The organism is Janthinobacterium sp. GW823-FHT06H09 (assembly GCF_058794735.1).
Genome location: NZ_JBXAHC010000018.1, coordinates 1 through 23,615, shown reverse-complemented (window position 1 = coordinate 23,615; position 23,615 = coordinate 1). Strand labels below are relative to the sequence as shown.

At 61.4% G+C, this 23,615-nt stretch carries 22 protein-coding genes and 1 tRNA gene; 10 read left to right on the top strand and 13 right to left on the bottom strand.

The genetic code is table 11. From position 1 onward, the window contains the following. Positions 1–118: 118 nt before the first annotated feature. From AC1Q6X_RS24285 to AC1Q6X_RS24275, 3 genes are read left to right on the top strand one after another with little or no spacing between them, the layout of a single operon-like run. On the top strand, positions 119–982 hold the full coding sequence (locus tag AC1Q6X_RS24285) for a PoNe immunity protein domain-containing protein (RefSeq protein ID WP_492498636.1): 864 nt from the start codon (positions 119–121) through the stop codon (positions 980–982). A 16-nt stretch (positions 983–998) separates the two neighbouring features. After that, positions 999–1,874: a PoNe immunity protein domain-containing protein gene (locus AC1Q6X_RS24280; RefSeq protein WP_492498635.1), complete on the top strand. Its 876-nt coding sequence runs from the start codon at positions 999–1,001 to the stop codon at positions 1,872–1,874. Beyond that, positions 1,871–2,980 carry a hypothetical protein gene (locus AC1Q6X_RS24275; protein ID WP_492498634.1) on the top strand — a complete coding sequence of 370 codons (1,110 nt, stop codon included), beginning with the start codon at positions 1,871–1,873 and terminating at the stop codon, positions 2,978–2,980. The genes AC1Q6X_RS24280 and AC1Q6X_RS24275 overlap by 4 nt, the downstream gene beginning before the upstream one ends. Positions 2,981–3,037: 57 nt before the next feature. Here AC1Q6X_RS24275 and AC1Q6X_RS24270 read toward each other — a convergent pair whose 3' ends face one another. The 7 genes from AC1Q6X_RS24270 to cysS all read right to left on the bottom strand — a co-directional run bounded on the left by AC1Q6X_RS24270 (position 3,038) and on the right by cysS (position 11,385). After that, positions 3,038–4,642, bottom strand: a complete 1,605-nt coding sequence (locus AC1Q6X_RS24270; protein ID WP_492498633.1) for a methyl-accepting chemotaxis protein — start codon at positions 4,640–4,642, stop codon at positions 3,038–3,040. 379 nt (positions 4,643–5,021) lie between these two features. Then, positions 5,022–5,114: transfer RNA gene (locus AC1Q6X_RS24265), tRNA-Ser, on the bottom strand. A 110-nt stretch (positions 5,115–5,224) separates the two neighbouring features. After that, positions 5,225–6,472 (bottom strand): aspartate kinase, encoded by a 1,248-nt coding sequence (locus AC1Q6X_RS24260; protein ID WP_070221317.1) that lies wholly within the window; start codon positions 6,470–6,472, stop codon positions 5,225–5,227. A 196-nt stretch (positions 6,473–6,668) separates the two neighbouring features. Further along, positions 6,669–8,087 (bottom strand): tRNA lysidine(34) synthetase TilS, encoded by a 1,419-nt coding sequence (tilS, locus tag AC1Q6X_RS24255; RefSeq protein ID WP_492498632.1) that lies wholly within the window; start codon positions 8,085–8,087, stop codon positions 6,669–6,671. A 161-nt stretch (positions 8,088–8,248) separates the two neighbouring features. Beyond that, a complete protein-coding gene (locus AC1Q6X_RS24250) occupies positions 8,249–9,223 on the bottom strand; it encodes an acetyl-CoA carboxylase carboxyltransferase subunit alpha (RefSeq protein ID WP_034784047.1) in 975 nt (324 codons plus the stop codon). A 54-nt stretch (positions 9,224–9,277) separates the two neighbouring features. After that, entirely contained in the window at positions 9,278–9,991 is a 714-nt protein-coding gene (locus AC1Q6X_RS24245; protein ID WP_492498677.1) for a DNA-3-methyladenine glycosylase family protein, read from the bottom strand. Beyond that, on the bottom strand, positions 9,991–11,385 hold the full coding sequence (gene cysS / locus AC1Q6X_RS24240; RefSeq protein WP_492498631.1) for a cysteine--tRNA ligase: 1,395 nt from the start codon (positions 11,383–11,385) through the stop codon (positions 9,991–9,993). The genes AC1Q6X_RS24245 and cysS overlap by 1 nt, the downstream gene beginning before the upstream one ends. Before the next feature lie 278 nt (positions 11,386–11,663). Here cysS and AC1Q6X_RS24235 point away from each other — a divergent pair, with 278 nt between their 5' ends. The 7 genes from AC1Q6X_RS24235 (at position 11,664) to AC1Q6X_RS24205 (ending at position 16,855) form a co-directional block, all read left to right on the top strand. Next, positions 11,664–12,293, top strand: a complete 630-nt coding sequence (locus tag AC1Q6X_RS24235) for a peptidylprolyl isomerase (protein WP_409026715.1) — start codon at positions 11,664–11,666, stop codon at positions 12,291–12,293. Between the two features lie 73 nt (positions 12,294–12,366). Next, positions 12,367–12,858 (top strand): peptidylprolyl isomerase, encoded by a 492-nt coding sequence (locus AC1Q6X_RS24230; RefSeq protein WP_071326571.1) that lies wholly within the window; start codon positions 12,367–12,369, stop codon positions 12,856–12,858. An 86-nt stretch (positions 12,859–12,944) separates the two neighbouring features. Further along, a complete protein-coding gene (locus AC1Q6X_RS24225) occupies positions 12,945–13,691 on the top strand; it encodes a UDP-2,3-diacylglucosamine diphosphatase (RefSeq protein WP_492498630.1) in 747 nt (248 codons plus the stop codon). Positions 13,692–13,760: 69 nt separating this feature from the next. Further along, complete coding sequence (locus AC1Q6X_RS24220) at positions 13,761–14,477, top strand: DUF72 domain-containing protein (protein ID WP_492498629.1); 717 nt, start codon at positions 13,761–13,763, stop codon at positions 14,475–14,477. 130 nt (positions 14,478–14,607) lie between these two features. After that, positions 14,608–14,988, top strand: coding sequence for a GntR family transcriptional regulator (locus tag AC1Q6X_RS24215; protein ID WP_086138305.1), 381 nt, complete (start codon positions 14,608–14,610; stop codon positions 14,986–14,988). Next, positions 14,985–15,857 (top strand): ABC transporter ATP-binding protein, encoded by an 873-nt coding sequence (locus tag AC1Q6X_RS24210; RefSeq protein ID WP_070289841.1) that lies wholly within the window; start codon positions 14,985–14,987, stop codon positions 15,855–15,857. The genes AC1Q6X_RS24215 and AC1Q6X_RS24210 overlap by 4 nt, the downstream gene beginning before the upstream one ends. Next, positions 15,854–16,855, top strand: coding sequence for a hypothetical protein (locus AC1Q6X_RS24205; protein WP_492498628.1), 1,002 nt, complete (start codon positions 15,854–15,856; stop codon positions 16,853–16,855). The genes AC1Q6X_RS24210 and AC1Q6X_RS24205 overlap by 4 nt, the downstream gene beginning before the upstream one ends. Positions 16,856–16,943: 88 nt before the next feature. Here AC1Q6X_RS24205 and udk read toward each other — a convergent pair whose 3' ends face one another. The 6 genes from udk to rnr all read right to left on the bottom strand — a co-directional run bounded on the left by udk (position 16,944) and on the right by rnr (position 23,137). After that, entirely contained in the window at positions 16,944–17,585 is a 642-nt protein-coding gene (gene udk / locus AC1Q6X_RS24200; protein ID WP_070221308.1) for a uridine kinase, read from the bottom strand. 48 nt (positions 17,586–17,633) lie between these two features. Continuing rightward, positions 17,634–18,137 carry a DUF2199 domain-containing protein gene (locus tag AC1Q6X_RS24195; RefSeq protein WP_230506227.1) on the bottom strand — a complete coding sequence of 168 codons (504 nt, stop codon included), beginning with the start codon at positions 18,135–18,137 and terminating at the stop codon, positions 17,634–17,636. Between the two features lie 13 nt (positions 18,138–18,150). Next, the gene (locus tag AC1Q6X_RS24190; protein WP_070221306.1) at positions 18,151–18,849 is read right to left on the bottom strand and encodes a YceH family protein; all 699 of its coding nucleotides are present in this window, start codon (positions 18,847–18,849) and stop codon (positions 18,151–18,153) included. Between the two features lie 10 nt (positions 18,850–18,859). Further along, entirely contained in the window at positions 18,860–19,609 is a 750-nt protein-coding gene (gene cysE / locus AC1Q6X_RS24185; RefSeq protein WP_034784004.1) for a serine O-acetyltransferase, read from the bottom strand. 216 nt (positions 19,610–19,825) lie between these two features. Beyond that, positions 19,826–20,572 carry a 23S rRNA (guanosine(2251)-2'-O)-methyltransferase RlmB gene (rlmB, locus tag AC1Q6X_RS24180; RefSeq protein WP_070289845.1) on the bottom strand — a complete coding sequence of 249 codons (747 nt, stop codon included), beginning with the start codon at positions 20,570–20,572 and terminating at the stop codon, positions 19,826–19,828. 15 nt (positions 20,573–20,587) lie between these two features. Next, a complete protein-coding gene (gene rnr / locus AC1Q6X_RS24175) occupies positions 20,588–23,137 on the bottom strand; it encodes a ribonuclease R (protein WP_492498627.1) in 2,550 nt (849 codons plus the stop codon). Between the last annotated feature and the right edge of the window lie 478 nt (positions 23,138–23,615).

Sequence of the window (23,615 nt, the reverse complement as noted above, 5' to 3'; positions counted from 1 at the left end):
AGTCATTACATCAACTGCCAGTACGTTTCCCTGATCACACGGAGTCCCAGGCAATGTCCGCATTTTTCCATGTAAACGCATCTTCCTTACGCGTCGATCACGACGGCAGCCAGACAAGATGAACAATCGTCCATTCACTGAGCGGCGCCGCCAGCAATTTCTGGATGAAGAACTGTATGTCAAAACGCGCAGCAATCAATTTGCGCTGATTGCAGGAGGACTGGAAAACAAAAAGGTCGCCGACTCAGCGCAGGAAAATGCTTCCGTCCATCATTTTTTGTATTTAGAAGAACTCTGGATCTGGATGCTCGACTATACGGCGGGCGAGTCCATCGAGGCCTTGGCGCCGCGCATCGCGGGCATCGTGGATAAGTTTGAAGAATGGAATGCGGTCGATCAACTCTATCAGCAGGATGCGGCGCTTGAGTTTCCAGAGTTTGGGCCCTACGAATATGAGGGAGCACCAGAGTTTTCCATCCTGTCCGACTATGAGGACACCTTGCAACTGCTCAGCATTGCCATCCTGCTGCGCGATCACCGTTCGGTGCTGCGCATCATCCACGTGCTGCGCAGCCACCGTGGCCGCGATGGCCTGTTCGAGCAATTGATCGACGGATATGTGGAGGATGGACAAGCACTCGACGCCTGCATCATCGCCAGGCCCTATGACACCCTGCTGCAAGTGTTCTATGAGGAGGATGAGGACGCTACCTTGGCCCTGCTCCAGAAATACCTGAAACAGTGGTATCCGGCCATGCGACATCATCCGCGCTGGTACAACGAGCATCTCAATATCAGCGAGGAAGGCTATGCCGGCTACTACGGCTACTGGGCATTCGAAGCGGGAGCGACGGTTTTCCTGCTCGACCTGGACGATAGCCAGGCCGCGCATCTGGTGTACCCCAGGGATCTGGTCGACTATGCGCGACGGCTACGCAAGGAAGGCCGCTACACCAGCGAAGTTACATGGCCGCAACCATAATCAGCAAGGGGCAAGGATGCAGACGCTGAACGAGCGGAATTTTTTGGCCCGGCGCAGGGAAGCGCGGCTGTCCTATGCCATCTACCTTGAAAGCAAGGAAAGCCAGGATGAGTGCTACGACATGGTGGCAGCCAGCTTGCAACAGCCGGCGCACGTGCTGCAACATATTCCACCAGAAAATTTCATGACGGCCACGCGCCAGCGGGCCTGGGATGGCGTCGACCAGCTAGCCCTCGCCTACAGCGCCGGTCACGCGCTGGATGAGTTGCGCGCCGCGTACTCCACGATACTCGCTTACTGGCTGGCGTTTGCCCGCTATGACATGGCATTTGACGCTCAGGCCGACGAAGCCGAACAGGGATTTCCCCACTTCGCCCTGCCCGGCGACGGCTACGAGCAGGTCAACCGCATGGTCTGCCTAGGCATTTTGCTGGGCTGCGGCAGTTTGCTGCCCCGACTGGCGCCCGTCATCGATTTCAATAACCATGAAAAGGATGGCTTGCTGGAGCGGCTGCTGGCATGCTTCGTCGCCGGCAGGGATGCCGCCTGGCCAAAGTGCACGCGCCATCTGCCCTACGTCAATACACTCAAGATATTCGCGGCAGAAAAAGATGCCCGTCCTGCGCTGATGCACGCTTATCTGCAGCAATGGTATGCAGCCAGCCGCCGCGAGCCCTATTACGACAACCACCGGCGCGACACCTCGTTCTGGGGCTACTGGTCCTGGGAAGCGGCCGCCATCACCTGCGTGCTCGATATCGATGACAGCGGCTATCGCGGCGCGCCCTTCTATCCGGCCGACCTCGTGGCGTTCTGCCGGATGAACGGGATCGCCCCCGGCGCCACTGCGGCAACGCTGGACACGCAGCAACAACGACTGGACGAAGCATGAAAACCAGCACTGCCATCGCCACCGGCATCGCCATCGTTGCCGGACTCTGCTTTGCCATGCCCACGCTGTGGCGTGTCGCCACCAATCCCTTTCCGGGCATTTATTCCATCATCGACCCCGTCACTGGCGAGACCAAGGATGTCCTGAAAGTAAAATCGCTGCTGGGCGAGTACGTGGTACTCGCGCGCTTTGGCGGCCATGGTCCATGGACGGGCCCCATCTATGCCAAAGTCATGGGCAACGGCGACAGCTACGCGTCACCGCCACTGTTTCAGCAAGACCGCATGGTCAGCGCGCTATCGCTGGACGAGATCGGCTACCTCTACCACACGCCGGGCAACAGCGACTCGCGCGTCGGCCCGTCCGATACCGGCTATATCAGCAGTATCGCGAGCTTCGGCATTACCCCCCTGTTCCACCGGCCCCTGCTTGCGGGCGGCAACGAGCGCGGTGAGCGGGGCTTGCACGCGTACACGCCCGGCGCCGGTGAGCGCAAGGTAACGGTCAGTACCTTGAACTACAGTCCGCGCATGATACAGGTGGGCATCAGTTCCGTCGGCGATCCCGACAACGCTGTCGATACCGATCCACTGAGTCCTTACATGAGCAGCGCCGCCAGCTGCTGCTTCTACCTGCCGGCGCAGGCCGCAGCGCCGTTGCAGGTCAAGCTCGAATATCGCTGGCTGCCCAAGGGCAAGCCTGAAGTGCTGGCCGTGACCTTGCCAGCCAACAGCGACGCCGACGAACTGCTGATACTGGTGCAGGCGGATGGCAGCATGAGCGTGGAATTTCGCGCCCCCGGCAAGGACCTGGATCCGACGCCCGAGGGCGTCAGATCCATCAATGGCAAGCCGTATCCGCTGCCACCGGCCGCCGAGCGCAAGGCGCGCCTGGCTGCGGAACTGGCGCGAAGAAAACGCTTCTTGAAAGATATGTACAGGCTGCGGGACAAAGGCACGGGCGAATCTGTCGAGATGGCATATCAGCTGCGCTACCTGATCGACGAGTACGAGAAAACCATCACCTATCTGGAAACGTTTTCCACATGCACAGGTACCTTGGCGACGTGCGACAAACAAGCCACGGCAGCGGCGCGCGCGCCATAGCGCAGCCACGCCCAGGAAACGCCAAGCTGAACGGCGTCCTGACCGCCAGCCAGCCTGTCAGCGGCCCGGTTGCGCGGGCGCTGCCAGCGCGCTGGCAGTGCCGCCCGCATCGAGCTTGAACACCCCCACTTCCCGCACCAGGCTGGCCGCCTGCTCTTCCAGGCTGCCGGCGGCGGCCGCCGCTTCCTCGACCAGGGCGGCATTCTGCTGCGTGACCTCGTCCATCTGCGTGATGGCCTGGTTGACCTGTTCGATGCCCAGGCTCTGTTCCTGGCTGGCGGCGGCGATTTCGCTCATCAAGTCGACCACCTGCTTCACGGATGCCACGATCTTGTCCATCGTGGCGCCCGCCTCGTCCACCAGCTTGCTGCCCGCGTCGACGCGCTCGACCGAATCGCCGATCATGGCCTTGATTTCGCGCGCGGCACTGGCCGAACGTTGCGCCAGGCTGCGCACTTCGCTGGCGACGACGGCGAAGCCGCGTCCCTGCTCGCCCGCCCTGGCAGCCTCTACCGCTGCGTTCAAGGCCAGGATATTCGTCTGGAAAGCGATGCTGTCGATCACGTCGACGATATCGACGATCTTGCGCGAGCTGGCATTGATGGCGCCCATGGTATCGACCACGCGCCCGACCACCTGTCCACCCTGCACGGCAAATTCCGACGCCGACACCACCAGCTGGTTCGCCTGCCGCGCATTGTCGGCATTCTGCTTTACCGTGCTGGTCAGCTCCTTCATCGCGGACGCCGTTTCTTCCAGCGAACTGGCTTGCGCCTCCGTGCGCGACGACAGATCGAAATTGCCGGCCGCGATTTCGCGCGAAGCAATAGTGATGCTTTGCGTGCTGCTGCGCACCTGGCCCACGGTGTGCGACAGGCTGCCATTCATCGCTTCGAGGGCCTGCAGCAATTGACCAGGCTCGTCGGAAAAACGCTTGTCGACACGATTGCTCAAGTCGCCGGCCGCCACCCTCTGCGCGGCCAGCAACGCCTCCTGCAAGGGGCCGGTAATGCTGCGGCTGATCAGCACGGCGCCGGCGATGCTGACGCCCAGTGATGCCAGCAGCAAGCCCGCCAGCAGCACGGTTGCCGAGCGTGCCTTGTCGGCCGATTCGGTCTCGAACGCGGCCGAGCGCTTGCTGGTCATGTCGACCACGCGGTTGATGGCCGCCAGATGGCTGTCGTAGCTGGCGGCCATGGCCGCCATGGCAGTGGCCACGCCCGCCTTGTCCTGCCCCTGCAGCGCCGGGATGAAGCGCGTGAATGCCGTCTCATAGAATGCCACGGCAGGGGCATGCGCCTGCGTCAGCAAGGCTTCGGCGATATCGTGATCGAGATCCTGGGTACGCCAGAACTGATGGCGCGTGTCGTACTCGGCCTTCAAGGTTTTCAGGTGTTCGACCAGCTTGTCTTGCGCACTTCTGTCTTCGGACGCCATCAGCTGGAAGGCGACCAGATACGATTCGAGGATGTATTCCGGCGGCGGCAGCACGTCGGCCACCAGGTCCTTGCCCTGTACGATGCGGTGATATACGGGACCGTTGACCTTCAGTTCGTGCAGCACGCGCAGCGACCAGCCGCCATACACGATCAGGCCCAGCGAAAAGATGGCGACCAACAAGGCCAGCCGGCGCGACAGTTTGACTTGGCGAAGCAGCTGCATGTGCGTACCCCCTCGTTTATCCGGACCATGCCGTCAATGCCGTCGGCATAGGCCGCGCTGGCCAGTATGAAATTTCTGCGCGGCATTTGTGGATTATGCAACTTTTTAAGGGGATTGGGCTGAATGCGGTGAAAAAGAATCTCTTGCTGAGCAAAGGCCGGCGCAGGCGCCCGCAGAGGCCGGCGCATGCGCTTGCCGCTACTGCCTGAGATGAGGGGACGGCGTTGGCCGCTGCGCGGCCAACGGGGCCGCGCGGGGCGCGGCAGATGGGCGATTCGGAGAGCCTGCGCGCCCTTCAGGGCGCTCCGTCTTCGAATCCCACCGTTCCGTCCAGACAAATAAAAAAGCCTCCCGCAGGGGAGGCTTTTTTATTTGATTCTGGCGGAGACGGTGGGATTCGAACCCACGATACAGGTATAAGCCGTATGCATCCTTAGCAGGGATGTGCCTTCGGCCACTCGGCCACGTCTCCTAGCTGATTACTCAACTATGTCTCTGTAGCTAACTGCGCTGCAGCGACGAACGTCATAATATCGATTGCCCCCCCTTTGGTCAAGGGCGTGGGGCAATATTTTTGGATATTTAAGCTTTTTCCAGCTCGAACGCTTTATGCAGCGCGCGCACGGCCAGTTCCATGTACTTTTCATCGATCAGCACGGAGATCTTGATCTCGGAAGTGGAGATCATCATGATGTTGATGCCCTCTTCCGACAAGGTACGGAACATTTGCGATGCGACGCCCACGTGGCTGCGCATGCCCACGCCGACGACGGACAGTTTCGACACTTTCGCGTCGCCCGTGATGCTGGCCGCACCCAGTGCTTCGCGGTTCGCTTCCAGCACGGCCAGCGCGCGCGTGTATTCGCCGCGCGAGACGGTGAAGGTGAAGTCCGTTTTACCGTCGACCGACTGATTCTGTATGATCATGTCGACTTCGATATTCGCGTCCGCCACCGGTCCCAGGATGTGGTAGGCCACGCCTGGACGGTCCGGCACGCCGAGCACGGTGATTTTGGCTTCATCGCGGTTGAAGGCGATGCCGGAGATGACTGCTTGTTCCATGTTTGTATCTTCCTCAAACGAAATCAGGGTGCCTGAATTGGCTTCTATTTCCAGCGGCAACATCGGGTCGGTCAGCGACGACAGCACGCGCGTGGGGACGCGGTAGTTGCCGGCGAATTCCACCGAACGCGTTTGCAGCACTTTGGAGCCCAGCGAAGCCAGTTCCAGCATTTCTTCAAAGGTGATGGTCTTCAGGCGGCGCGCCTCGGAGACCACGCGCGGGTCGGTCGTGTAGACGCCGTCGACGTCCGTGAAGATCAGGCATTCGGACGCCTTCATGGCGGCGGCGATCGCCACGGCCGAGGTGTCGGAACCGCCGCGGCCCAGGGTCGCGATGTTGTCGTGTTCGTCGACGCCCTGGAAACCGGTAATGATGACAATCTTGCCCGCATCGAGGTCGCGTTTGACTTTTTCGTCATCGATCGACTGGATGCGTGCCTTGGTAAAGGCGGAATCGGTCTTGATCGCGACTTGCCAGCCAGCATAGGATACGGCTTGTTTGCCGATCGCCAGCAGTGCCATCGACAATAGGCCGACGGACACCTGTTCGCCTGTCGAGGCGATCATGTCAAGTTCACGGGGATCGGGTTGATCCATGATTTCCTTGGCCAGTCCAATCAGGCGGTTGGTTTCGCCCGACATGGCGGATGGCACCACCACGATTTGATGCCCGGCGTCGTGCCACTTGGCAACGCGCTTGGCGACATTCTTGATACGGTCAGTCGAGCCCATCGACGTACCGCCATATTTGTGGACGATTAAAGCCATAAGAGTGAAGTTTCCGCTCAAGAAGAATAAAAAAGGAGGGCTTTACTCTACATGCCGCAATGCAAAATAACAAGCTAAAAAGCGCATTAGCTCATACCGATTGCGCATATGGAAATAACCAATCCATGCAGTCCAGCCTGCTTGAGCGGCCACCTCGCGACCGCCCCGGGAGTGGCCGTGGCGGCCACCCCTGCGCTCAGCAGGAGAGCCAGCGCAAAGTCACGCGGGGACGGTCCAGCAGACTCAGACAATGGCAGTCGAGGCCGATACCAGCCGCATACAGCAATTGTTGCGCCGCACAGACAAGCGGCAGGCGTTCGCGCTCCCAGGCCGGCACGTCGAACGCCTGGTAATGGTATTTCAAGCTCTTGGTGGGACGGTTCAAGGCCAGCTTCAAGCGCTCGCCGCCCTGGCGAAAATCGATGGTCAGTGTCTGTGCTTGCAACCAGGCAATATCAATACCTTGCCCGCCCTCTTCTACCGCGTCGAAATGCAGCACGCCGCCATACGCGGGAAAGGCCAGGCTGGCTTCGCCCTGCCACGTAAATTGCTGGCCGGCTTTTTCCAGGCCGGCAATGCCGGCATCGTCACGCTCGCGCATGCCGGCCAGATCATCGAGCTTCGGCGTCAGATATAAACGGTCGCGGTGGCGCCGCACGTGGCATTCGGGGTGCGTGACCAGCAGTTGCGCATCGGGCCGCGCTTGCAGCAATTGCGCCAGCATTTCCGCCAGCCATGCCGTCGACGGCATGCGCAAGCCGCGCGTGCCGAACCAGTGGCGCAGCAGGTTGTAGCAACGGTCCGCGCTCAGCGCGCGCAATTTCGCCAGTTCGATGCAGTCGCCATCGAGGCACATTGCCAAATCCTGCGTCGCCAGCTCCGTCAGCAGGCGCTGCGCCGATTGCGCGTGCTGGGCGCTGCGGGCGAAACGTTCCTGGAAACCGGGAAAGGCCTGCGCCAGCACGGGCATCACCTGGTGCCGCAGGGCATTGCGGGCAAAGCGGGGATCGTCGTTCGACTCGTCGTGGATGTGCGCGATCGCATGCTTCGCCACATACGCTTCGAGTTGTTTGCGCGACACGGAAAGCAGCGGGCGCGCCATCACCAGGTCCGGATTGCCCAGCAGCTCGGGCGCGCTGTTGGCGCCATCCATGCCGGACAGGCCTGCCGTGCCGGAGCCGCGCAGCAATTGCAGCAGCACTGTTTCCGCCTGGTCATCCTGGTGGTGGGCCGTCAGCAGCAGGCGCACGCCGTGCGCGGCGCACAGCTCGCCCAGGGCCGCGTAGCGGCGCTTGCGGGCCGCCTCTTCCGTGCCCGTCTTCGCATTCTTTTCCAGGGTGACCTTGCGCGCCTCGAAGGCGATACCCATGCCGGCGCACAACTGCGCGCAGTGGGCCAGCCAGGCATCCGCGTTCAGGCTCAGGCCGTGGTGCACGTGAAACGCGTAAAGAAACACACCCTGCTCTTGCGCCCAGGCATGCGCCAGGTGCAGCAGGGCCGCGGAATCGAGGCCGCCGCTCAGGGCGATGCCGACAGTGCTGCCGGGTGCAGGTGCGCAGGCGTCCAGTGCGCGGGCGAAGATGTCGGGCACGGTGGCGGTTTGTTGCTTTTTCATTCGGACTCCGGGAATGCAAAGAGGGACAGGCGGCTAAACGGATGGTGTCGTTTAGCGGACTGTCCCTGGTAACTCTTGATATTTTGTCGGCTTACGTCTTGGCGACTTACGTCTTGTCGGCTTACGCTGCGCTAAGCCGACCTACGCCGACTTGCGCTGGCTTACTCGCTCGGCGTGGTTTCCTTGAACTTGCCGTAGCTCAGCAGTTTTTCGTGGCGCGCGGCCAGCAGGTCCTTGGTTTTCATGCCCTGGAACTGGCGCAGGGTGTCGGCCAGTGCGCGTTTGAGCAAGGTGGCCATCTGCTTCGGATCGCGGTGGGCGCCGCCCAGCGGTTCGTTGATGATCTTGTCGATCAGGCCCATCGCTTTCAGGCGGTGGGCAGTCAGGCCCAGCGCCTCGGCCGCGTCGGAGGCGCGCTCGGCGCTCTTCCACAGGATCGAGGCGCAGCCTTCCGGCGAGATCACTGCGTAGGTCGAGTATTGCAGCATCAGCACGGCATCGCCCACGGCAATGGCCAGCGCGCCGCCGGAACCGCCTTCACCGATGATGGTGGCGATCAGCGGCACTTTCAGCTCGGCCATCACATACAGGTTGTGGCCGATCGCTTCCGACTGGCCGCGCTCTTCCGCGTCGATGCCGGGGAAGGCGCCTGGCGTGTCGACGAAGGTGAAGATGGGCAGGTTGAACTTTTCCGCCACTTTCATCAGGCGCATGGCCTTGCGGTAGCCTTCCGGTTTCGGCATGCCGAAATTGCGCATGGCGCGCTCTTTCGTGTCGCGGCCCTTCTGGTGGCCGATGACCATGCACGGCTGGCCGTTGAAGCGGGCCAGGCCGCCGACGACGGACAGATCGTCCGCGTAGCTGCGGTCGCCATGCAATTCGTGGAAATCGGTAAAGATTTCATTCACGTAATCCATGGTGTAGGGGCGTTGCGGGTGGCGCGCGATCTGCGCCACTTGCCAAGGGGTCAGCTTGGCGTAGATATCCTTGGTCAGCTGCTGGCTCTTCTTGGCCAGGCGGTCGATCTCTTCCGAGATGTCGACGGCCGAATCGTCTTGCACGAAGCGCAACTCTTCGATCTTGGAATCGAGTTCCGCGATCGGCTGTTCAAAATTGAGGAAAGTCGTTTTAGTCATTGTACCTCCAGGTTTTACCGGCCACGGCGCCAGGGCGCGCGGCGTCATCTATGTTTATTTTACCGTACCGGCTGCTGCGCCGGGGGCTGCATCGGGTGCGGCAGGGGCGGCTGCAGGGTCGAGACTGCGCCACAAATACCACGTCGCGACGGTGCGCCACGGTTCCCAATTGGCGGAAACTTCGCGCGCATCGCTGCGGGAAACGGGTTCGCCGGAGAAATAATTGACGCTGATGCCCTGGATCAAACCGGGGTCGTCGAGCGGCAAGACATTCGGCCGGAGCAGATTAAATATCAGAAACATCTCGGCTGTCCAGCGGCCGATGCCGCGGATCTGCACCAGCTCGGCGATGACGGCTTCGTCATCCATCTGGTCCCACTGGCTCGCGTGCACGCGCTTGGCCTTGAAATGGTCGGCCAGGTCGAGGATGTATTCGGTCTTGCGTTTGGACAAACCGCAGGCGGACAACTGCTCGGCGCCCGCCTTCAATACTTGCGAAGGCGTGCATTTCGGGCAAGCCAGCAGCAGCTTTTTCCAGGCGGCATCGGCCGCCTTGGGCGTGATCTGCTGCCCCACCAGCGAACGGGCCAGGGTGGTAAACGGGTCGCTGTGGCCGACCAGGTGCAGGTCGCCAAATTGCGGGATGAGTTTTTTCATGATGCGGTCGCGCTTCATCAGCTCGATCTTCGCCTCTTCCCAGTAATGCGGCACCTGGATCACCTGCGCAGCGATTACTGGCGCTTCCCCGTTTTCCCTGGACGTCGCCATCATGCGCGGCGCCAGTTGGTCGAGCCGTCAGGCTTGTCTTCAAGAATGATGCCTGCGGCCAGCAAGTCGGCGCGGATTTTGTCGGACTGGGCAAAGTCGCGCGCCTTTTTCGCCGCGCTGCGCGCCGCAATCGCCGCTTCGATGCCGGCCGCCTCGTCCTGTCCATCGGCGGCGCCGACAGTTGCCTGCAGGAATTGCTGCGGCGTGCGTTCCAGCAAGCCGAACACGCCCGCCAGGCCCTTCAATTGACGCGCCAGGGCGGGCGACTTGCTCTTGTTGACTTCCGTTGCCAGGTCGAACAGGGCCGCCACGGCCAGCGGCGTATTGAAATCGTCGTCCATCGCTTCGCGCACGCGCACGGCATGGGCTTCGCTCCAGTCGATGGCGCCCTCTTCCACCGCCACGTCGGCCAGCGCCGTGTACAGGCGGGTCAGCGACAGGCGCGCATCATCGAGGTGCACGTCCGAGTAATTCAGGGGGCTGCGGTAATGCGCGCGCAGGATGAAGAAGCGGATCACTTCGGCATCGAACTTTTGCAGCACTTCGCGGATGGTGAAGAAATTGCCGAGCGACTTGGACATTTTTTCATTGTCCAGGCGCACGAAGCCGTTATGGATCCAGTAATTGACGCTGGTGTGGCCGAACGCGCCTTCGGACTGGGCGATCTCGTTTTCGTGGTGCGGGAATTGCAAGTCCGCGCCGCCGCCATGGATGTCGAATTGTTCACCGAGCAAGGCGCAGGACATGGCCGAGCACTCGATATGCCAGCCCGGGCGGCCCTTGCCCCACTTCGAATCCCATTTGACTTCTTCCGGCTCGGACTCCTTCGACGACTTCCACAGCACGAAGTCGAGCGGATCGCGCTTGCCCGTGTTGACGTCGACGCGCTCGCCCGCGCGCAGGTCGTCGAGCGACTTGCCCGACAGCTTGCCGTAGTGGGGGAAATTGCGCACGGCGTAGTTGACGTCGCCGTCCGCGCCCTGGTAAGCCAGGTCCTTCGCTTCGAGCTGCTCGATCAGGCGCAGCATCTGCGGCACGTATTCGGTGGCGCGCGGCGTGTGGTCGGGCGTCAAAATGCCCAGCGCGGCCGTGTCTTCATCCATGTACTGGGTGAAACGCGTCGTCAGCTGAGAAATCGTCTCGCCGTTTTCCACGGCGCGGCGGATGATCTTGTCGTCGATGTCCGTAATGTTGCGCACATAGGTGACGTCGAAACCGGACGCTTTCAGCCAGCGGTAGATGACGTCGAACGCCATCATCATGCGCGCATGGCCGATATGGCAATAATCGTAGATGGTCATGCCGCACACGTACATGCGTACCTTGCCCGCTTCCATCGGGACGAATACCTGCTTCTCGCGAGCCAGGGTGTTGTAAATCTTTAGATTGCTCATCGTACTTTGCAAGTGAAGCGGCCGCCAGCCTGGCAAAACGACAGACAGGCGCGGACACCGGGGGTGCCGCGCCACTGAACTGCCGTGTGCGCCGAAAACTGTCGACCCGCTATATTGTTGTTCTTGTTTGTTAGAATTGGGGCGTTAGCGGTCAAGTATAACATTGATAAAAACCATACTGGCCCGATATGAATCAGGTTTTTACGATGTTCAACCGAATTTTCAGTTCTTTACAATTAAAGCAAGTTTAGAGAAAAATAACGATCAAGGACGCCTTCATGCAAGAAACCAAATCGAAACGCCTGTCTTTCCTGGCCCGCTTTTGCACCCTGTTTGCCGGCCTGACCCTGGGCAGCGCCGTCGTGGCGGCCGCACCGGCAACCGCCCTCGACCCCACGCCCCATGTGGCCCTGAAAACCAGCATGGGCGAGATCGTGCTGGAGCTGGATCAGGAAAAAGCGCCGAAAAGCGTCGCCAACTTCTTGCAGTATGTCAAAAGCGGTTATTACAAGGGTACCGTGTTTCACCGCGTCATCGACGGCTTCATGATACAGGGCGGCGGCTTCGACAAGAACATGAAGCAGAAAGCCACCAAGGCGCCGATCCAGAATGAAGCGCAGAACGGCTTGCAAAACGTCACCTACAGCATCGCCATGGCGCGCACGGGCGACCCGCATTCGGCCACCGCGCAATTCTTTATCAACGTCAACGACAATGGCGCACTCGACTACCCTGGCCGCGACGGCTTCGGCTACACGGTGTTCGGCAAAGTCATCAAAGGCATGGACGTGGTCGACAAGATCAAGGCCGTGCCCGTTGCCGACAAGGGACCGCACCAGAACGTGCCCGTCACCCCCGTGGTGATCGAATCGGCGACTTTACTCAAGACAGCGCCCGCAAAACTGTAAAATAGCGTTTTTGCGGCGCCGGCCAGCCTGGCGCCGCTGAATCAATTATTCATCCAATTTATTAAGGATCATCATGACCTCCGTCATCATCACCACCAATCTGGGCAAGATCACCGCTGAACTGGACGCCGAAAAAGCGCCGAAAACGGTTGCCAACTTCCTGGCCTACATGAAAGCCGGCCACTACGACAACACGATCTTCCACCGCGTCATCGACGGCTTCATGATCCAGGGCGGCGGTTTCGAGCCAGGCATGAAACAGAAGCCTGCCGACACCACCGTGGAAAACGAAGCCAAGAACGGCCTGAAAAACGATACCTACACCCTGGCCATGGCCCGCACGTCGGACCCGCACTCGGCATCGGCCCAGTTCTTCATCAACATCAAGAACAACAGCTTCCTCGACTACCCAGGCCAGGACGGCTGGGGTTACGCCGTGTTCGGTAAAGTTACCGACGGCAAGGAAGTCGTCGACGCCATCCGCGCCGTGAAAACCTCGCGCGCCGGCATGTTCGCCGATGTGCCAGTGACCGACGTCATCATCGAGAAGGTAGAAGCCGCGTAATTCGGCTCAGGCATCATGAATCACAGGCATTGCCGCGTTGGCGCCTCTCCATCTACATCACTTTTTGGGAGCGTTGAACGATGACAATGCCTGCCGCACTCTTTATTTCCGACCTGCATCTGCAGAGCTCGCACCCGCGCACCAGCGCGGCGTTTCTTTCTTTCCTGGAACATCATGCGCAATATGCGCAAGCGCTGTATCTATTAGGCGACCTGTTCGAATACTGGGCCGGCGACGATGACCTGGAAGACCCGTTCAATGCGCGCATGACGGCCGCCATCCGCGCCGTCAGCGATGCTGGCGTGCACGTCTACTGGATCGCCGGCAACCGCGACTTTCTTGTCGGCTCCGGCTTTGCCGCCGCCGCCGGCGCTACGCTGCTCAGCGAACCGCACGTGGCCACGATTGCCGGCCGGCGCATCGTCTTGCTGCATGGCGACGCCGAATGCACGAAAGACGTCAGCTACATGGAGTTTCGCGCCATGGTGCGCCAGCCCGCCTGGCAAAAACAGTTCCTGTCCATGCCGCTGGCGCAGCGCAAGGCCATCATCGATGGTTTGCGCCAGAGCAGCCGCGAGCACAATGGCGAAAAATCCATGGAGATCATGGATGTCACCCCCGATGCTGTCGCGCAAGTGTTTGCCGAACATGCGAGCACCGTCATGATCCACGGCCATACGCACCGCCCCGCCCTGCACCAGGTCGACAATACCTTGCGCTATGTCCTGCCCGACTGGGAATGCGACGTGGAGCCGCCGCGCGGCGGCTGGATCGCCATCGATACGCGCGGCAACATCACGCGCCACGACCTGAACGGCGAGATCGTCGACTAGGCCTGCGCCGACGGCCGCACGGGTGTTTGTCCGATAGCCGCGCCCGCCTGGCCTTGCTGTAATGGCGCCATGCATACCGTTTACATCGGCACGGCCGGCTGGAGCATCTCCAGCGCCGCCGCCAGCCACTTTCCTCTCGATGGCAGCCACCTGCAGCGCTATGCCCAGGTACTGCACTGCGTGGAAATCAACAGCTCCTTCTACCGTCCGCACCAGCCCTCCACGTACGCGCGCTGGGCCGCCAGCGTGCCCGAGCATTTCCGCTTCAGCGTGAAATTACCGCGAAGCATCACGCACGAACGGCGCTTGCGCGACTGTGCGGCCGAACTGGACCGTTTTGCGGGAGAAGTCATGCAACTGGGGAATAAACTGGGCTGCGTGCTGGTGCAGCTGCCGCCCAGCCTGCGTTTCGAGGCCGACGTGGCCAGCGCATTTTTCCATGCGCTGCGCCAGCGCTTCGACGGCATGCTCGCCTGCGAAGCGCGCCACCCCAGCTGGTTCGAGGCGGGCGCGACCGAACTATTGACGCTGCAAGGCATCACGCGCGTGCGGGCCGATCCGCCTGCGGGACAGCCGGGGCCGCACATACCGACGACCAGCGTGGCCTACCTGCGCCTGCACGGCAGCCCAAAGATTTATTACTCGGACTACCCGGCCGACTACCTGGCGGCGCTGGCCGCCGACTTGCACACATCGGCGCAGGCGGGCAGCTGGTGCATCTTCGATAACACGGCGGCCGGCGCAGCCCTGTTCAATGCGCTGGACCTGCATGCGCGGCTGGCCTGAAAATACGTGTTGATTTTTTGAGACTTAGTGTTATAGTTAACTACAACACCGATCAACTACATCACGGAGCTTCGATGCCTACAGCATTTTTCACGCGCCGCACGGCCCCGCCCTTGTGGGAGCGCATCCCATGAGCGCGGAATGGAATGACAATAGCCCCATCTACCGCCAGCTCAAGGCCAGGGTGGTGGGCATGATGCTCGATGGCGTGCTGCAGTCCGGCGACGCCCTGCCTTCGGTGCGCCAGGTGGCGGCCGATTATCAATTGAATCCCATCACGGTTTCGCGCGCCTATCAGGAACTGGTCGACGATGCCCTGGTGGAAAAACGCAGAGGACTCGGTATGTATGTCTTGGAAGGCGCCCGCGACAAATTGCTGGCCAGTGAACGCGAGCGCTTCATGCGCGAAGAATGGCCGGCGATGCTGGAACGCATCACGCAACTGGACCTTAACCTCGAGCAACTACTGCAGGCGAGCCGCGACAGTGGCGCACACGGAGAGAGCGCATGAATGCATTGAACAAGGACAGCGTCATCAGCGCCCGCGGCCTGCGCAAGCAGTATGGCAAACAGGTCGCCATCGACGGCATCAGCTTCGATATCGCGCCGGGGCGCATCGTCGGCTTGATCGGGCCGAACGGTTCGGGCAAGACCACCACGCTGAAAGCCATCCTGGGCCTGACGGGCTTCGAAGGCCAGCTGTCGGTGCTGGGACGCGATCCGCGCCTGCAGCGCGACGCGCTGATGGACGACGTGTGCTTCATCGCCGACGTGGCCATCCTGCCGGGCTGGCTGCGCGTGGCCGACGCCATCGATTTCGTTGCCGGCGTGCATCCACGTTTCGACCGCAGCAAGGCCGAGCGCTATCTGGCCCACACCAAGCTGGCGCCGAAGATGAAGGTCAAGTCCATGTCGAAAGGCATGGTGGTGCAGCTGCATCTGGCGCTGGTGATGGCCATCGACGCCAAACTGCTGGTGCTCGACGAGCCGACCCTGGGGCTGGACATTCTGTACCGCAAGCAGTTCTACCAGAACTTGCTGCAAGACTATTTCGATGAAAACAAGACCATCGTCATCACCACGCACCAGATCGAGGAAGTGGAACACATCCTGAGCGACCTGATGTTTATTCGCGACGGCAAGATCGTGCTGGCCTCGAGCATGGAAGACGTGGGTGAGCGCTACATCGAGGTGATGGTGGGTCCGCAGCACGTCAATCCGGCGCGCGCACTGCAGCCGATCAGCGAACGCAGCGTGTTCGGCAAGTCGGTGATGCTGTTCGACGGCGTCGCCCGCACCCAGCTGGCGGCCCTCGGCGAAGTCCGCACACCCAGCCTGGCTGACCTGTTTGTCGCGACCATGAAAGGATCGTACCAATGAGTATTTCCCCTGCAAACAAGATGCAATGGCTGATCCGGCGTGAATTGTGGGAACACAAGGGCATGCTGGTTTGGACGCCCGCCCTGATCGGCGTCGTCATGACCGTGCTGGGCGCCCTGGTGACGATAGGCACCATCGCCAAGACCAAGATGCGCACGGCGCTGATCGTCAATGGCGAAGAAGTGTCCTGGAGCACCGTCTTCAATACCCGCACCTTCGGCCCGCGCCGCACGGAAATCATCGACGCCGTCGCCAACAACTACACGTACGCGGCCGCGCCCCTGTTCCTGGCACTGGGCTTTCTCGTGTTTTTCTATTGCCTGAGCGCCCTGCATGAAGACCGCCGCGACCGCAGCGTGCTGTTCTGGAAGTCGCTGCCCATCTCGGATGCCCAGACGGTGCTGTCGAAAGCGGCCATCGCCCTGCTCGTCGCGCCGCTGATCGTGGCCGCCGCCGCCAGCGTGACCTCGCTGCTCCTGGTGCTGATCCTGAGCGGCGTGCTGGCGGTCAACGGCATCCATGTGTTCGCCGAACTGCTCGCCACGCCCGGCCTGTATCTGGGACCGCTGCGCGTATTCGGCTTGCTGCCCGTGTATTGCCTGTGGGCCTTGCCGACGGTCGGATGGCTGCTGATGGTCTCGAGCTGGGCCAAGTCGAAAGTCTTCCTGTGGGCCGTCGGCGTGCCGCTGCTGCTGCTCATCCTGGCCGTCTGGGCCGGCAAGCTGACGCAGACGGAAAGCGGCGTCGACTGGATACAGATGAACGTCATCGGACGCGCCCTGCTGGGCACCCTCCCCGGCAGCTGGTATCTGTTCGAGCCGGACCTGCTGCCGCAGATGCACGCGCTGGCAGAGGGGGGATCGCACGCGACGCGCACTGATGTGTTCAGCAACTCCTGGTCCAGCCTGGCCTCGCCAGCCGTGTGGCTGGGTGCGGCGGCAGGCGCGGCGCTGATTTACGCCGCCATCCGCCTGCGCCGCTGGCGCGAGGAAGGCTGAGCCCCCTCTTACATGGGCGGATTTGGGCGGCGCCCTGCACGCGTAACGCGTATGCCGGCCCGGCATACGCGCAGCGGACCGGCGGGGATCAGGCCCGCGTCAACCGGCCGATCACGCTGGCCACCTTGGCCGTGATCATGTCGACCGCGGGACCGTTGGCGCCGTGCGGCAAGATCACATCGGCATTGCGCTTGGTCGGTTCGATGAATTGCTTGTGCATCGGGCGTACCGTTTCCAGATACTGCTCGATGACGCTTTCCACGGAACGGCCGCGTTCCGTGATATCGCGTTGCATGCGGCGGATGAAGCGCACGTCGGAAGCCGTGTCGACAAAGATCTTCAGTGACATCATGTTGCGCAAGTCTTCGTCATACAGGGCAAACAGGCCTTCGATCACGATCACCGGCGCCGGCTTGACGGGAATGGTCCTGTTGGAGCGGTTGTGCAGCGTGAAGTCGTACTCCGGCATCTCGATCGCTTCGCCATTGCGCAAGGCCTGGATGTGCTGCACCAGCAATGGCCACTCGAACGCCTGCGGATGGTCGTAATTCTGCTGGCGCCGGACTTCAGGGGAGAGATGGGTTTGGTCGCAGTAATAGTCGTCCTGCATCACGACCGAGACCATGTCGGCGCCGAACGACGCCAGCACCTGCTGTGATACGGTTGACTTGCCACTGCCGCTTCCGCCAGCGACACCAATAACAAACGGTTGGAAGGAAATATTATTCATGCCGAATGATACCGGAAACGCGGGCGGACTGACAGGGAGCGGCTCCTGTCACGCGTCATGCACGAGCCGCACATACAGCTCGGCCACCCGCTCGGCCGTGATGCCGTCGCGCTGTTCCACCGCCAGCGGATGGCCGGTCGGCTCCAGCTCGAGGTACGGACGCATGCCGTCGTCGCGCAGGTGCACGCGGGTTTTCAGGTTCAGGGTAGCCGGATACACGGGCAGCTGCGTGCTGAGCCAGCCGAAGAAGGGGCCGATGTGCGTGCGCCTGGCGTCATTGAAACAGGCATCCCACGCATCGAAGCTCTCGCTGCTCAACGACACCCACACGCCCCAGCTGAATGGTTCATCCGAGCCATGCACGGGGATGTCGATGGTGGCGCGCACGAAGCAGTGTTTTTCGTCGACGATGCAGGCGTCGCTGTCGAGCTGGCAGCGCGTTTCGCGCTCGGCGGGCGCCATCTGCTCAACCAGCCACGGCGCGTCGGCGCCGAAGCTGGGCATGCCCGTGTGAGTCTCGCCGCAGGCGCGGCACAGGAAGGAAAAACGCATGCGTGAAGGCTGCTTATTCGAATTGCTTGCGGAACGCCTCGAACTGCGCCGCCAGGCCATCGAAGTCGCTGCGCAATTGCAGCACTTCCTGTTCCAGCTGGGCCACCCTGCTGCCCTGCTGCGGCGCGCTGACGGCACCAGCGTAACCTGCCGCCGTCTCGATCTGCGCCAGCGCTTCCTCGCCGCCCAGCAAATGGCCGTAGCGCGGCTCCTTGGCGCCGGGTGCGACGGCCAGCTTGGCCACCAGCGGCGGATATTTGTCGATCAAAAACTGCAGGCCGGATTCCACCTCGGCGACGGACTTGAATTCATGTACGCGGCCGCTGCGGCTGCGGATTTCGCCCGCCGTCTGCAAGCCGCGCAGCATCAGGATCGTCAGGATGGCCAGCTTGTCCTGTTCCAGCGACCACTTGATGCGCATACGGTGTTCGTACTTGGCGACCCGCGCGCCGGCCTGCGTGATGCCGTTGACGAACTTGCGCTGCATCAGGCGCTGCAGCACGTCGTAGACGGTTTCTTCGGACAGGGCCATGACGGGGTCGCGGCTCGACAGCTGGTTGCAGCCGTTCGTCAGCGCGTTGAGCGAGAGCGGGTAGCTGTCCGGCGTCAACGCTTCCTTTTCAGCCAGCACAGCCAGCACGCGGATCTCGAAGGGGTCGAGCAGATTCGGATTGTCATTGCTTTTTTCGCCTGCCGTCACATCAGTATTCATGCCTGTATCCTTAATCAACCAGCTTGTTCATTTGCTCGGAATCGAATTTATCACACTCGGGCACGCCCTGGCAGCAGATGCCCGCCGCCTTCAGGGTGGCGAGTATGGTTTCGATGCGCTGCTCCTGCGCCACGGCGTGCGTGATCAGGCCTTGCAGGGCTTTCGACAGCGGATCGTCGCCGTTGGGCGTGACGCCGTACGCGGCAAACAAATGCGCCGTGCTGCCTTCGCGCAAGGCGCTGACATCCTTTTGCACGATGTGCGCGGGGTTGCCGACGGCCGTCGCGCCGGACGGCACGGGTTTCAATAGCACCGCGTTCGAGCCCACCTTGGCGTATTCGCCCACCGTGAAGCTCCCCAGCACCTGCGCGCCGGCGCCGACGATGACGCCGCGCTCCAGGGTCGGATGACGCTTGGCGCCGCTGTGCAGCGAAGTGCCGCCCAAGGTGACCCCCTGGTAAATGGTGCAGTCGTCGCCGACGACGGCCGTCTCGCCGATCACCACGCCGAAACCATGGTCGATGAAGACGCGCCGGCCGATGACGGCGCCCGGATGGATCTCGATGCCCGTGATGATGCGGGCGATATACGAAATGAAGCGCCCCACCCACTTCATGTGCCGCGTCCAGCACCAGTGCGCCCAGCCGTGCATGACGATGGCGTGCAGGCCCGGATAACAGGTCAGCACCTCCCAGCCATTGCGGGCGGCGGGGTCACGTTCGATGATGCTGTTGATGTCTTCGCGCAGGTGGTGGAACATAATGAAAATGGATAAGGTGGAACGCAAATGGTAGCGTATTCGGCGACGTGCTGCCGGAGAGGCAGATAAACAACCGCCGCCTCAAGGGCGGCGGCTGATCAAGTACACTCAACCCAAAGGTGAAAGTGCCGGGGTCGTACCCTGAGGGTACGACCCCAGGATTTGCTTTTGGGGTAAAAATAAATCAGGCAAATGGCACGCTAAAGACTTGCCCGCTTATTTCGGTTCCAGCGCGATGCGCTGGCGGCGGGCTTCGTAGAGGCACACACCGGAAGCCACGGACACGTTCAGGCTCTCGACGGAGCCGAACATCGGGATGCTGACGAGGATGTCGCATGTATCGCGCGTCAAGCGGCGCATGCCTTCGCCTTCGGAACCCATGACGAGGGCCGTCGGGCCCGTGAAATCGGCTTCGTACAAGCCTTTTTCGCCGTCGTCCGAGGTACCGATCAGCCAGATGCCGCGGTCCTTCAGTTCGCGCATGGTGCGCGCCAGGTTCGTCACGGTGATGTACGGGACGGTTTCGGCGGCGCCGCTGGCAACCTTGGCGGCCGTGGCATTCAAGCCCACGGCGCGGTCCTTCGGCACGATGACGGCATGCGCGCCGACACCGTCGGCCACGCGCAGGCAGGCGCCCAGGTTGTGCGGGTCGGTGATGCCGTCGAGAATCAACAGCAGCGGCGGGCCATCGATGGCGTCCAGCAACTCGTCGAGATTGCGCGCCAGCGACAGCTGCGACGCAAACGCGATCACGCCCTGATGGCGGCGCGTGCCGACGATCTTGTCCAGACGCGACGAATCGACGGGCATGACGCGCACGTTGGCCGCTTTCGCGGCGGCGATCATGTCCTTCATGCGGCCGTCGACGCGGCTGGCATCGACGAAAATTTCTTCCACGGACGACGCTTCATGACGCAGACGCGAAGTGACGGCGTGGAAGCCGAAAATCATTTTATTCTTCATTTGTTATCGTTTCTTTTATCGCTTGTTCTTGCTTGATTTTGATACAGTTTTTGCTGCTCGTGGTGCCGCCGCAGCGGGTGCCGCGGCTGGTTTCTTGCTGCGCTTCGGCGCGGCGGTCTTGGGGGCTGCTGCTTGCGGCGCTGCCTTGGCTTGCGCCTTGGCGGCAGGTTTGGCGCCATTGGCACGGCCGCCGGAACCATTGCCGGATTTGCCGCCGTTGTTGCCGCTGGCCTTGATTTCATGGCGCTGCTCGGTCGCGGGACCGGGCTTGACCATCGACTTCTTTTCGCCCTTGCGCTTGCCGCCAGACTGCTTGGCCGGCGCTTCGTCACCCGCCAGTTCCGCATCGGTAACCAGACGCAGGTCGATCTTGCGCGTTTCCAGGTCGACACGCGCCACTTGCACCGTCAAACGGTCGGTCAGCTGGTAGCGCTTGCCCGTGCGTTCGCCGCGCAATTCATGGCGCGCATCGTCGTACTGGAAGTAATCGGTACCGAGCTCGGTGACGTGCACCAGGCCTTCGACAAACAGGGTGTCGAGTTGCACGAACACGCCGAAGGTGGTCACGCCGGTGATGGTGCCGGTGAATTCTTCGCCCAATTTGTCTTGCATGAAGTAGCACTTGAGCCAGGCTTCCACGTCGCGCGACGCTTCATCGGCGCGGCGCTCGTTGGCCGAGCAATGCACGCCCAGCGCGTCCCAGATGGTCAGGTCCGTCTTCTTCGGCTTGCCGTCGGCCTTGTCCTTCGCCTGCTGCTTGCGCGTGGCGTTCGACACGTTGGTGTTCAGCACGACCTTATCGGACAGTTTCGGCTCGTATTTCTTGCCTTGCAGAATCGCCTTGATGGCGCGGTGCGTCAGCAGGTCGGGATAGCGGCGGATCGGGCTGGTGAAGTGGGCATACGCCTCGTAGGCCAGGCCGAAGTGACCGATATTGTCCGGGCTGTAGACGGCTTGCTGCATCGAACGCAGCAGCATCGTTTGCAGCAGGGCCGCATCGGGACGCTGCTTGATCTGCTGCATCAGGGTCTGGTAATCGGATGCCGACGGCGTGTCGCCGCCCGTCAGGTTCAAGCCAACCTGTTTCAGGAAAGTACGCACTTGCGTGAGCTTTTCCTTGGTCGGGCTGGCGTGGATGCGGTAGGTGCCTGGATGCTTGTTACGCAGCAACAAATCGGCTGCGCAGACGTTGGCCGCCAGCATGCACTCTTCGATGATCTTGTGCGCTTCGTTGCGCGTGCGGGGGATGATCTTTTCGATCTTGCCCGCGCTATTGCAGACGATATACGTTTCCGTCGTCTCGAAATCGATGGCGCCCCGCTCCGTGCGTGCTTTCAGCAAGGCGCGGTAGACGGCTTCCAGGTTCTGCAGGTGCGGCAGGATGTCCGCGCGGCGTGCCGCTTCGGGTCCCTTGGTGTTGCCCAGCACGGCGGCGACTTCGTCATACGTGAGGCGCGCGGCCGAATGGATCACGGCCGGGTAGAACTGGTAGGCCTTCAGTTCGCCCTTGTCGCTGACGACGGCGTCGCAGACGAGGGTCAAACGGTCGACGGCCGGGTTCAGCGAACACAGGCCATTCGACAGTTTTTCCGGCAGCATCGGGATCACGCGGCGCGGGAAGTAGACGGACGTGCTGCGTTCGAGCGCGTCGATATCGAGCGCGTCGTTCGGTTTCACGTAATGGCTGACGTCGGCAATCGCCACGATCAGGCGGAAGCAGTTGGCGCGGCCGATCTTGACGGGTTCGCAATACACGGCATCGTCGAAATCGCGCGCGTCTTCGCCGTCGATGGTGACGAGCGGCACGTCGCGCAGGTCGACGCGGTCTTTCAGATCGGCGGCGCGCACTTCGAACGGCAGCTTTTCAGCTTGCTTGAGGGCGGCGGCGGAAAAGATGTGCGGCACATTGAATTTGCGCACGGCAATCTCGATTTCCATGCCGGGGTCATCGAGCGCCCCGAGCACTTCGACGATCTTGCCGACCGGCTGCTTGAAGCGCATCGGTTGCTCGGTCAGCTCGACGCTGACGATCTGGCCGGCCTTCGCCTTGCCCACCGAACCGGTGACGAGAATGTCCTGGCCGATGCGCTGGTCTTCCGGCGCCACGACCCAGGTGCCGTTTTCCTGGATCAGGCGGCCGATGACGTGGGTATTGGCGCGCTGCGTGACTTCAACGATCGTGCCTTCCGGGCGGCCGCGGCGGTCCGTGCCGACGATGCGGGCCATGACCTTGTCGCCATGCAGTACTTTCTGCATTTCTTTCTCTGGCAGGAACAGGTCGGCGCTGGCGTCGTCGGGAATGACAAAGCCGAAGCCGTCACGGTGGCTCATGACGCGACCGGCGACGAGCGCGCTCTGGTCGGCCAGGCTGAAAACACCGCTGGCGTCAGACTTGAGCTGGCCGTCGCGCTCCATCGCCTTCAGGCGACGGACCAGGACATCCATGGAATCGGCATGCACTTGCAGCGTTTTCCCGAGAGACTGCGGGTCGAGAGGCGCGTTGACGCTGCGGAATATGCCGAGAATGTCCTCCCGGCTGGGGATGGTGTGGGTATTTTGGCTCAAAAGTATTTCTATAGTTGTTATTGACAGTGATCAAACGGAAGACAAAGACCGATGACATCACCGTCAATATTGACACGGTGATGTGCGGTAGTGTACCGGAGGACGCCTTGGTTTGCCTAACGCACAGCGTAGCGGAAACCGAACAAGTGCCCCGCCGATGAAAAAAAGGAGAAAAGCTGCGCAATGCATTTGACTTCGGCAAATATTGCTCTATAATCTCGGTCTCTTGCAGCAACAAACCTTCACGGGAATGCAGTTGCAGGAAAGCGGTACAGGGTTGATGTGCAGTATGGAGCGAAAGCTCATCTGGCGCAAAACTCTTCAAGTCGCTATAATAGCAGAATTGCTGTAAAGTTATTTTGCAACAAGTACTCGAGCAGTAAAGTAATAAGTTACAGCAACATCAGTGCCCACGTGGCGGAATTGGTAGACGCGCATGGTTCAGGTCCATGTGCCTTCGGGTGTAGGGGTTCGAGTC

What these genes read in the sequence shown, in the direction of transcription:
- rlmB (WP_070289845.1), bottom strand. Translation starts at nt 20,572, where the DNA reads ATGAAGAATAAAATGATTTTCGGCTTCCACGCCGTCACTTCGCGTCTG.
- AC1Q6X_RS24280 (WP_492498635.1), top strand. Translation starts at nt 999, where the DNA reads ATGCAGACGCTGAACGAGCGGAATTTTTTGGCCCGGCGCAGGGAAGCG.
- AC1Q6X_RS24260 (WP_070221317.1), bottom strand. Translation starts at nt 6,472, where the DNA reads ATGGCTTTAATCGTCCACAAATATGGCGGTACGTCGATGGGCTCGACT.
- AC1Q6X_RS24250 (WP_034784047.1), bottom strand. Translation starts at nt 9,223, where the DNA reads ATGACTAAAACGACTTTCCTCAATTTTGAACAGCCGATCGCGGAACTC.
- AC1Q6X_RS24195 (WP_230506227.1), bottom strand. Translation starts at nt 18,137, where the DNA reads ATGCGTTTTTCCTTCCTGTGCCGCGCCTGCGGCGAGACTCACACGGGC.
- AC1Q6X_RS24215 (WP_086138305.1), top strand. Translation starts at nt 14,608, where the DNA reads ATGAGCGCGGAATGGAATGACAATAGCCCCATCTACCGCCAGCTCAAG.
- AC1Q6X_RS24285 (WP_492498636.1), top strand. Translation starts at nt 119, where the DNA reads ATGAACAATCGTCCATTCACTGAGCGGCGCCGCCAGCAATTTCTGGAT.
- cysE (WP_034784004.1), bottom strand. Translation starts at nt 19,609, where the DNA reads ATGTTCCACCACCTGCGCGAAGACATCAACAGCATCATCGAACGTGAC.
- AC1Q6X_RS24235 (WP_409026715.1), top strand. Translation starts at nt 11,664, where the DNA reads ATGCAAGAAACCAAATCGAAACGCCTGTCTTTCCTGGCCCGCTTTTGC.
- AC1Q6X_RS24225 (WP_492498630.1), top strand. Translation starts at nt 12,945, where the DNA reads ATGCCTGCCGCACTCTTTATTTCCGACCTGCATCTGCAGAGCTCGCAC.
- AC1Q6X_RS24205 (WP_492498628.1), top strand. Translation starts at nt 15,854, where the DNA reads ATGAGTATTTCCCCTGCAAACAAGATGCAATGGCTGATCCGGCGTGAA.
- AC1Q6X_RS24210 (WP_070289841.1), top strand. Translation starts at nt 14,985, where the DNA reads ATGAATGCATTGAACAAGGACAGCGTCATCAGCGCCCGCGGCCTGCGC.
- tilS (WP_492498632.1), bottom strand. Translation starts at nt 8,087, where the DNA reads ATGAAAAAGCAACAAACCGCCACCGTGCCCGACATCTTCGCCCGCGCA.
- cysS (WP_492498631.1), bottom strand. Translation starts at nt 11,385, where the DNA reads ATGAGCAATCTAAAGATTTACAACACCCTGGCTCGCGAGAAGCAGGTA.
- AC1Q6X_RS24245 (WP_492498677.1), bottom strand. Translation starts at nt 9,991, where the DNA reads ATGGCGACGTCCAGGGAAAACGGGGAAGCGCCAGTAATCGCTGCGCAG.
- AC1Q6X_RS24275 (WP_492498634.1), top strand. Translation starts at nt 1,871, where the DNA reads ATGAAAACCAGCACTGCCATCGCCACCGGCATCGCCATCGTTGCCGGA.
- AC1Q6X_RS24270 (WP_492498633.1), bottom strand. Translation starts at nt 4,642, where the DNA reads ATGCAGCTGCTTCGCCAAGTCAAACTGTCGCGCCGGCTGGCCTTGTTG.
- AC1Q6X_RS24220 (WP_492498629.1), top strand. Translation starts at nt 13,761, where the DNA reads ATGCATACCGTTTACATCGGCACGGCCGGCTGGAGCATCTCCAGCGCC.
- udk (WP_070221308.1), bottom strand. Translation starts at nt 17,585, where the DNA reads ATGAATAATATTTCCTTCCAACCGTTTGTTATTGGTGTCGCTGGCGGA.
- AC1Q6X_RS24190 (WP_070221306.1), bottom strand. Translation starts at nt 18,849, where the DNA reads ATGAATACTGATGTGACGGCAGGCGAAAAAAGCAATGACAATCCGAAT.
- AC1Q6X_RS24230 (WP_071326571.1), top strand. Translation starts at nt 12,367, where the DNA reads ATGACCTCCGTCATCATCACCACCAATCTGGGCAAGATCACCGCTGAA.